At 53.4% G+C, this 8,373-nt stretch carries 8 protein-coding genes; 4 read left to right on the top strand and 4 right to left on the bottom strand.

The genetic code is table 11. The features are described from left to right. Window positions 1-340: 340 nt before the first annotated feature. Window positions 341-1,147: a helix-turn-helix transcriptional regulator gene (locus tag TSA66_RS00425; RefSeq protein ID WP_052451959.1), complete on the bottom strand. Its 807-nt coding sequence runs from the start codon at window positions 1,145-1,147 to the stop codon at window positions 341-343. A gap of 127 nt (window positions 1,148-1,274) precedes the next feature. On the opposite strand from TSA66_RS00425, the gene TSA66_RS00430 reads away from it, so the two are divergent. Together TSA66_RS00430 and TSA66_RS00435 are read left to right on the top strand one after the other, a co-directional pair. Further along, window positions 1,275-2,039, top strand: a complete 765-nt coding sequence (locus TSA66_RS00430) for a class I SAM-dependent methyltransferase (protein WP_040038533.1) — start codon at window positions 1,275-1,277, stop codon at window positions 2,037-2,039. A gap of 91 nt (window positions 2,040-2,130) precedes the next feature. Next, window positions 2,131-3,483: an MFS transporter gene (locus tag TSA66_RS00435; RefSeq protein WP_040038534.1), complete on the top strand. Its 1,353-nt coding sequence runs from the start codon at window positions 2,131-2,133 to the stop codon at window positions 3,481-3,483. Window positions 3,484-4,413: 930 nt separating this feature from the next. On the opposite strand, the gene TSA66_RS28145 is transcribed toward TSA66_RS00435, so the two are convergent. Further along, window positions 4,414-4,632 carry a hypothetical protein gene (locus TSA66_RS28145; protein WP_408639463.1) on the bottom strand — a complete coding sequence of 73 codons (219 nt, stop codon included), beginning with the start codon at window positions 4,630-4,632 and terminating at the stop codon, window positions 4,414-4,416. Window positions 4,633-4,855: 223 nt separating this feature from the next. Between TSA66_RS28145 and TSA66_RS00440 the strand changes: the two genes are divergently transcribed. Continuing rightward, a complete protein-coding gene (locus tag TSA66_RS00440) occupies window positions 4,856-5,179 on the top strand; it encodes a c-type cytochrome (protein WP_052451960.1) in 324 nt (107 codons plus the stop codon). A gap of 521 nt (window positions 5,180-5,700) precedes the next feature. Here TSA66_RS00440 and TSA66_RS00445 read toward each other — a convergent pair. Then, window positions 5,701-6,378: a hypothetical protein gene (locus tag TSA66_RS00445; protein ID WP_040038535.1), complete on the bottom strand. Its 678-nt coding sequence runs from the start codon at window positions 6,376-6,378 to the stop codon at window positions 5,701-5,703. A gap of 237 nt (window positions 6,379-6,615) precedes the next feature. On the opposite strand from TSA66_RS00445, the gene TSA66_RS26630 reads away from it, so the two are divergent. Continuing rightward, complete coding sequence (locus TSA66_RS26630; protein ID WP_084199129.1) at window positions 6,616-7,302, top strand: PEP-CTERM sorting domain-containing protein; 687 nt, start codon at window positions 6,616-6,618, stop codon at window positions 7,300-7,302. A 754-nt stretch (window positions 7,303-8,056) separates the two neighbouring features. Here the strand turns inward: TSA66_RS26630 and TSA66_RS27500 are convergent. Further along, window positions 8,057-8,373 (bottom strand): hypothetical protein (locus tag TSA66_RS27500; protein WP_232429360.1); only part of this gene is annotated, 317 nt, incomplete at its 5' end.

Genomic DNA, 8,373 nt, shown 5'->3' on the forward strand with positions numbered 1-8,373 from the left:
CAACATGGAAATGAATACATATGGCTTAGCCGCTGATTACCCGGGACGGTGAATGGCTGTTTTCCGGATTGCCGTATGGCAGCTAAGGGTCGAGGGTGTGTGAAAACGCGGTTTTGCCGCCAGGTCAGCACGAAATGGCGGAATAAAAGAAGAGTGCCCCGCGAAATGTTGTGGTCGTGTCGTTCGATTTTCACGTTTTTACACAGCCTCGGTCGGCTGTTCTCCTTCATCCCGCCCTTGTGATCGACTGAAAGGCAGCCTATAGCAGCCGGTGCCTCAAGGGTGCCGAGCATGCGCTCCCGGCCACAAGCAGCCACTCGCTGTCTATCTCAAAATCGCTTCATTTAAGACTGTTATTTCCATTGAGGAGCATCACCAGCTTAAAGCCACGCCTTGTTGAAAGAGAAAGCGTCACCTGTTCAAACGTCAGCTTGCCTTTTGTTGGATGGGAAAACTGACGAGCTCCCCCCGTTCGTCCCACCACGTGGTGAGAACTCCACCAGCGTTTGAAGTCGTTGCTTTCACGCTTCAAGGTCTCGATCATTCCTGATAACGGCTCTTCATCCGCATGTTTTCCGCAATCTGCTCGAAACTCCGCGACCAGCCGGTTTGCACGATCGCTCCAATCGGTAATCAATGTGTGCGCCCTCGGCTCGAGAAACATAAAGTTCAGCAGGTTGGGGCGCATTTCCGCTCCGGAAGATGTCGGCTGGTCCAGCCAACCGACAAACAGATCTTGCGCAGGCCGGTTCCATGCCAAGGCATCCCACTGTCCGTTGAGAATATAGGCCGGTACGTTAATCGCATCGACGATGGCCTCGAGATCAACCGTCTGACAGGCTATCCCTTGATCCATCTGATTCTCCAGCATCGGATCCAGTTTGTCGGCCAGACGAAAGAGGTACGCTCGTTCTGATGGAGTAAGGCTCATCACTTCCGCCATTTTCCCCAGCACTTTTACGGAAGCCGAAATCGGTCTCCCTTGCTCAAGCCACGTCAGCCATGTAGGACTAACGGCGCAAAGCTGCGCCAGCTCTTCGCGCCTGAGGCCCGGAGTGCGTCGCCGCCCATGTGCGGGAATGCCGACGTCTTCGGGCTTGATGCGCTCCCGGTGCAAACGAATGAATTCTCCCAGCTTGTTATGCATGGCGTCGCCCCTCGCATGTTGTTGGATGTTCTTTGTCTGGCACAAAACATACTAGTATAAATTGTTGTCTTGTTATGGGATATGCGATTCTCTATTCTAGGCTGACTCATTCGACAGGAGGTGGAAAATGAAACAGCAAGCGTTAGTGGCGGAACAATTCGGCAATACGGCGGTAGCGTACTTAACCAGCGCGGTTCATGCCGGTGGCGCGGATCTTGAAGCGGTGAAGGCCGTCGTGCAACGATACAAGACACCGGCTGTGTTGGACCTGGGCTGCGGTGCTGGCCACATCAGCTTTTCCGCGGCGCCTTTCTCTGCGTCTGTAACGGCTTACGACCTTTCCGAGCAAATGCTCGCCGTGGTTGCCGAGTCAGCCAAGCAAAGAAATCTTGAAAACATCCATGTCAGGCAGGGGCCGGCCGAGAAGCTTCCTTTTCCGGACGCGTCGTTTGATATGGTCGTGACACGATTTTCTGCCCATCACTGGGAAGATGTGCCGGCCGCGTTGAAGGAAATCCATCGCGTGTTGCATCCTGATGGTGTCGCTATTGTCATCGACATCATTGCCCCTGAAAATCCATTGCATGACACGACTCTGCAGGCGGTTGAGCTTTTACGCGACGCATCTCATGTACGGGATTATCGTGTGTCGGAATGGGCAGCCATGTTCGATGCTGCCGGTTTGTCTCATCAACAAATCGATGCCTGGCAATTAAAAATGGTGTTCGAGGAATGGGTGGCACGAATGCGCACGCCGACCGATCGTGTCATTGCAATCCGGAGTTTGCTCGACACCGCACCTGAAGAAACCCGGCGGTATTTCTCTGTGGAGAATGATCATTCATTCTTCATCGATGCGGCGTTCTTTGAAGCGAGAAAAGCAGGCCATTGAACGGGGCGGTGAAATAGGCCATCCGCCGTGTTGGCACGGCGCCTCCTGGGTGCGCCACGGGGCGTCCCCTGATATTGGAAAGACTGATCTTATGATGGACGGCTTGCCGCACCCCCAGCGTTTCTATGCCTTCATCACGATAGCCATCGCGATGACAATGGCCGTGCTGGATAGTGCGATTGTCAATATCGCTTTACCGACAATCGGTCAGGAACTGGCCATTTCGCCAGCGGAAACAATTTGGATCGTTAACGCGTTTCAATTGGCCGTCACAGTGTCGTTATTGCCGCTCGCCTCCCTCGGCGAGAGCATCGGTTACAAAAAAATCTACTGGTGTGGTCTCGCAGTCTTTACCGCCGCGTCTTTTGCGTGCGCCACTTCCCATTCCCTGCTTGCCTTGTCTGTTGCGCGCATGGTGCAGGGCGTTGGCGCAGCAGGAATCATGAGCGTCAATATTGCGCTCGTGCGCTTCATCTTTCCCAGGCAGCAGCTCGGCATCGGGATGGGGTACACCTCGCTCATCGTGGCGGTGTCGTCCGCTGCAGGGCCGACGGTGGCGTCGGCCATCCTGTCGTTCGCGCATTGGCAATGGCTATTTCTTGTCAACGTGCCGCTCGGCCTTGCGGCCCTTGTCGTGGCAGCACGTACCCTGCCGACGACGCCAGTATCCGGTCATCGATTTGATTTGGCAAGCACGATGCTGAATGCGCTGACATTTGGCTGCCTGATCACCGGACTCAATGCGTTTAGCGACCCGGATGGCCGTGCCCGCGCAGCCGTTTTGCTGGCGGGCGCACTATTTTTCGGCGCTTTCTATGTCCGGCGCGAGCGACGCCTTGCAATACCGATGCTGCCTTTTGACTTGTTGCGCTCGCCGGTATTTGCTTTCTCGATGATGACGTCTATCAGTTCTTTCGCTGCGCAGACGATGGCGTATGTCGCCTTGCCCTTTTATTTTCAACACACGCTGGGCCGCTCTGAAGTAGCAACGGGCTTCTTGATGACACCATGGCCATTGACGACGGCCCTGATCGCACCGCTCGCGGGGCGCCTGTCGGATCGTATTGCGCCGGAACGACTCTGCAGCACTGGTTTAGTCATTCTATCGATCGGATTGGCCAGCCTTGCAATGATAGGTTCAGCACCATCCGGTTTCGATCTGAGCTGGCGATTGGCTGTGTGCGGATTGGGATTTGGGTTATTTCAGTCGCCAAATAATCGCATCATTATCAGCAGTGCACCGCGGGAACGCAGCGGTGGTGCGAGCGGCTTGCAGTCAATGGGGCGCCTCCTTGGCCAGTCGATCGGTGCAGCGTTTGTGGCGATTGTGTTCGGCTTGGTACACGGCAGCCAAACTGCATGGGTCATCTGGTGTGGCACAAGCCTGTCGCTGATGGCCGCTTGTGCCAGCGGCATGCGCCGGACAAGCATTGCGAAAGCGTGAACCGGTGATGCGGACCGCCTACCCGGTATTGCAGGCACCTGGAGTCAGCCATGAGCGTCACCTTTCATGTCTTCATTGAGCGAGTGGTCGCGGCAAGCGACCGTGTACTCTTTATTCCGAACGTCCGCCTTTCAATTTCCTGACCGACCGCATCGGATCGGTCTCGTTGATTCTCGGCCAGGGAATGAACTTCAGGTACTTGTCGCAAACCAGCCATCGGCGAGGGCGCGGCCAATCAGTGAGATCGGTCAGATCCAGTTGATCCTGCGGAACGATGAGCGTACTTTTCGTCGCTACGACGCAGCTTTCTTGAGGAGCTAATTCTGGAAGGCCGTCGGTCTCGGCAGGCTGGAGCATTCAGGACGATAGAAGATGTGGTCAGCCAGGGTGGACGCGAAGGATACTTCAGTGAACAAACGAACCAAGCTGCCTAGCCCCCCAGATTGTTATGCGTCATCACGTTGCAAGCCAGTGCAACACTGTGCCCCTCAATTGCTGGCCCGCCGTTGCCGACAGGTCGGGTGGGCAGACTACGTTACAACCTGTTTCGGTAGGCCGATAGCCGGAGAAAGGCGGGTAGCCAAGCTGGTCCGAGGAAAGGAGGAGACAAGCTTTTATGGCTATCGGCCTGCTGAAAAAGGCTGTTTCCGGCTATAAGCAACATATGTGCCATGCAGCAAGGACACCGCCCGCGCGTTACACATAGCGGCAACTCACGCCGCCGTGCGGGATTTGAGTGGGGGCAAGAATATGAGTGGGGCCACGCTCCGATACACTGCCACGTTTTGACGTCGATTCCTGTCAGGCATGGCAGTGCATTGGCAGTCATGCCATGGGCGGCGCGTCCTAGACGTCCGCTTCGGGTCGAGACTATGTGAGAACGTGAAAATCGAACGACACGACCATAACATGTCACGAGGCGCTCTTCTTTTATTCCGCTATTTCGTGCTGGTCTAGCGGCAAAACCAGGTTTTTACACACCCTCGGTCGCCTGGCGTCTTGATTGCAGAACAGGTACTGCAATGGCGTGATGCCCTCTGCTTTCGTTGCACCTTCACTTAAGCGCAAAAAGCGGCGCAACTGATAGCGAAATTCCGATAGAGATTCGGACTTTATTTTTGCCGGACGAGGTGGCGTTGTTTTCTTCATATCCGTATTGATAAAAACATTGCTTACCTGTATATCACGTTATGATATGATTTTCCGCTTTGCAGTAACACAGTGCTCGCTGCTAGATCGAACGGAAACAAATCAAATATGAATAGCATAGCGTTATGGCTGCGCGGACGGGCGCAGGACCATCCGTCGCATTGACCATTCCATGTCTTTTTTTGCAGTCAATTTTTTAACCATGTAGCAAAGGAAAAGAAACATGAAAGCATCGAAGTTCCTGCCATTGATGACGGCCGCAGTCCTAGGGGCCGCCTCCGCCGCATCGGCCTCCGCCGCCGATCTCGTGCTGGGCGAGAAAACTTTCACAGCCAACTGCGCCTCTTGCCACGGCACTGGTGTGCTCGGCGCACCGAAGTTCGGTGACAAGGCCGCATGGGCACCGCGCATCAAGCAAGGCAAGGACACGCTGTACACCCACGCACTTGGCGGCTACAAGCTGATGCCAGCCAAGGGAGGCAACGCAGCGCTCAAGGACAACGAAGTCAAGGCGGCAATCGACTACATGGTCAGCAAGGCGAGCTAACGCCACGGCATGCCGGGTGTGCTTCTTGCAGCCGTCCGGCGCCGATTTGAAGGAAAGAAATGAACATCGCCGGCAGAGGCAAGTTGTTGTAATGGGCGTGGTTGTTATTGTCGCTGCTGTCAGTTGATTGTGCGCGCCACGACACGGTGCATCACATTCAGGACCACGTGTTCAGTACGCAGCTCCCCATCGTTAAACGATCGCTTTGGGGAAACATCTACTTCCGCTTTGGGGCGACAACGAGGATTTGCAGGCAGAGTTCCGATGTCCGGTTTCGAGCTCTAACCGGACTGACGGCAAACAGCTTGGACAGACGATAAACGGCCAATTGCCGCCGTTCAAATGGAAGATTCCAATGGTTGCTTATCGAAGCATGCCAGATTGTTCATCGTCCCAAATGTTGGCTCGTAATACAAACTGCAAACAACGGGCTTTAGGCAATCAGCTACGAATACACCGCGTGTAAGCGTTCATCGCTCAGGCGCGGTTGCTAACCTTCATCTGCGGTTGAAGTGGGTGGTTCAAAGCAGCCATTTTTGATTGGTGGCGTGCGCGATTGAAAACGTTACCTTGAATAAATCGGCCGACATCACCATTGCAAGCACAAAACAGCCAATGGTTCGCACTGTCGATATGGCGCGCTTGCGCAGAAGGCGCCACTCGGTGATGAATAGCCAGATAATTAAAACGATACCAATTCCGAGCACGGCATAGGCTGTTTGTGTCGGCATTTGGACATCCGGCGGCCCGTAATAATAAGCGACACATAAAATGAACAGCCAGATCGGGCAAAACAGATAACACTGGATACTAAACGCATCGCGGAACTGTGCCCGGTCATATCCGCGCGCGGAGAAAACCAGCACTGAAATGGCCCATGCGAACGGAAGGATCGATAGGGTTAGCGCAATGATCAAAGCCGCGTCGGACAAGGCTGGCAGAGTGGTCAATTCCTCCAAAGTGCCGTGTCTGACGATAGCAATACTGGGTGGCATGGTGCCGAATAAAAAGAACAGCACTGGCGGCATTCTGGTTTCATATCGCGCGCTCTCCGCCTTCTCTTTCTCCATAGCCATCGCTTCCAGGAAGCAAAGCGGCCGGAAGAACAGATGAACCAGTGTGATTGGGAAAAGATACATCCAGGCGAAGAACTCCAGGACGTTCTCTTCAATTGTGTGGGAGAGTTTGAGAGGTTCCATGCGAATATGGGCATCGGCTCGTCACAGATCTTATAGCAGCAGTGGGTTAACCTGATATACAAATTTGGTGGCGAGCCGCGGAATTCAGTCGCCATTTTTTACACATCAAAATATGCTTGGAACGCCTTTGAAGGTAACCATCGAATTTTAAAGAACAATTATTACTGGCTTGGTTATTGCTCCCGTACTCGCGGCAAACGAAGGAAACTCTCACTGATACACACGTTAGGAAAATACATGAGCCTCTTTCAAAAAAGAAACGTCGCATCCTCTGTATCGCATCTTCTTGCTGCCGTCCTGCTTGGTGTAGGTTTCTCTACTAACGCTGCAGTGATCACGTACATAGGTTCTGATACAGGGGCCTCTTCCCCTAATCAATTGATACATTCCCGTGCTGCAGCAGAGGCGTTCGACGCGGATGTGCCTGATTCCACTTTGATCGATTTTGAATCGCCTTTGCCAGCGGGCGTGTCTACGATGGGCGGTACAACAACAGTTGCCACGCTATGCGTACCCTCGTTCTGCGGCTTTAACACGACCATAGGCGGGCATTGGTTCCGACAGGAATTGGGCAGTTATATATTTAGCTTTGCCAATCCAATCGATGCATTCGGTGCCTATTTCACCGGAATCGACGAACAAAATGACACCATTACTCTTTTCGACGCTGACGGAACGGCACAAATATTCACACTCCACTTATTGCCATCAGGTGCTACATTTATTGGTTTTAATGAACCTGGTAGACAAATTGCCAGTGTCCGGTTCGATTCCCTAGATGATCTGACGGGGATCGATGATATTCGTTTTCATGTCACGCCCGTCAGCAGTATTCCTGAACCCGCCACCGCTGCCCTGCTCGGTCTTGGATTCCTTGGTCTCGGGATGTCACGTCGAGATTCTGCAAAAAGCAAAAGAGCATAGAGAGGCGGTGACACGCACTTCTATGGAGTCGACGGCCATATAGCAGCGCGTAGTCTTCTTTCTCCTGATCGACATACTCAAAGGCAGCAAAGGGTTGGCTGTTCTCCTTCATCCCGCTCTAGTGGTCGTCTGAAAGGCAGCCGATAGCTGCCAGCTCCTTAAGTGTACCGATCAAGCACTACCGGCCAGTTCCGGTCATTGGCACATCGCGCACATAACAGACGTCTGCCACCTTAGGGTTCGCGTTGGAGAGGTCGACTCTCTCCATTCCCCCTTCGGAAGGACTTGAACTTACCCAAGTGAGTAATTTAGCTTGGACCGAATATTCGAAACTTCATAGGGTGAACGGGGCGAGTCTGCCGAGCCTCCATTGCGGATCATACTGAATTCAATTCCGTTTGCAGAGATCCTCCATCGTCCATACGTGTTCTACCATCGTGTCGGGCGTCATCGTTTTCATGTCTCGGTCCATAATTGCTCGCCGCTCTTCAGGTGTCTTCGCCTCCGATAGCTTCCGGTGTTCTTCGCACATGACCTTCATATCCCTCCACGGCAAGAGCTTATCCGAAGGTTCGTCTGGCATCGCTCCATCTGTTTGCGACGTTGTCGTCCCACGATGAGGTTGCATGTGCTGAGGATCTAGACAAGTCATACATCCCGTCAGAGTAACCGTGCCTACAACAACGGCGAGCCGAACAGAAGGGGGGAACATATGCAGCATCATAAACTCCTGGTAGATCGATTCTGACTACAGCTACAACGTGACCACCGTCATTCGAGTCCCATCTAACGGGACGTAATGAGTCGAACCAAAATTCAATGGCGCATTGTTTTTCCAGCGCAAAGTGCCACAGAACCCCGCGCTAAACGGCATTGCAGATCGCTGCATTAAAACCTTATTTGTCATGGCTGCAGCTGTATTCTGGGTAGATGCACGCCCTGAATGGATGGAGGTCGCCGGACCTCCATTGTTGAGAGCACTTACAGCGTATTTCGATAGGTCGACAAAAAAGAAATAATGGCCGCAGAGCTGGTCGAAGGCGAATGAGTTCGACCGAGGGATGCTGTCAT

Origin of the sequence: Noviherbaspirillum autotrophicum (assembly GCF_000818395.1) — a bacterium.
GTDB lineage: Bacteria > Pseudomonadota > Gammaproteobacteria > Burkholderiales > Burkholderiaceae_D > Noviherbaspirillum > Noviherbaspirillum autotrophicum.

Coding starts and splice junctions, on each gene's coding strand:
- TSA66_RS00440 (WP_052451960.1), top strand. CDS start 4,856: ATGAAAGCATCGAAGTTCCTGCCATTGATGACGGCCGCAGTCCTAGGG.
- TSA66_RS28145 (WP_408639463.1), bottom strand. CDS start 4,632: ATGAAGAAAACAACGCCACCTCGTCCGGCAAAAATAAAGTCCGAATCT.
- TSA66_RS00430 (WP_040038533.1), top strand. CDS start 1,275: ATGAAACAGCAAGCGTTAGTGGCGGAACAATTCGGCAATACGGCGGTA.
- TSA66_RS26630 (WP_084199129.1), top strand. CDS start 6,616: ATGAGCCTCTTTCAAAAAAGAAACGTCGCATCCTCTGTATCGCATCTT.
- TSA66_RS00425 (WP_052451959.1), bottom strand. CDS start 1,147: ATGCATAACAAGCTGGGAGAATTCATTCGTTTGCACCGGGAGCGCATC.
- TSA66_RS00435 (WP_040038534.1), top strand. CDS start 2,131: ATGATGGACGGCTTGCCGCACCCCCAGCGTTTCTATGCCTTCATCACG.
- TSA66_RS00445 (WP_040038535.1), bottom strand. CDS start 6,378: ATGGAACCTCTCAAACTCTCCCACACAATTGAAGAGAACGTCCTGGAG.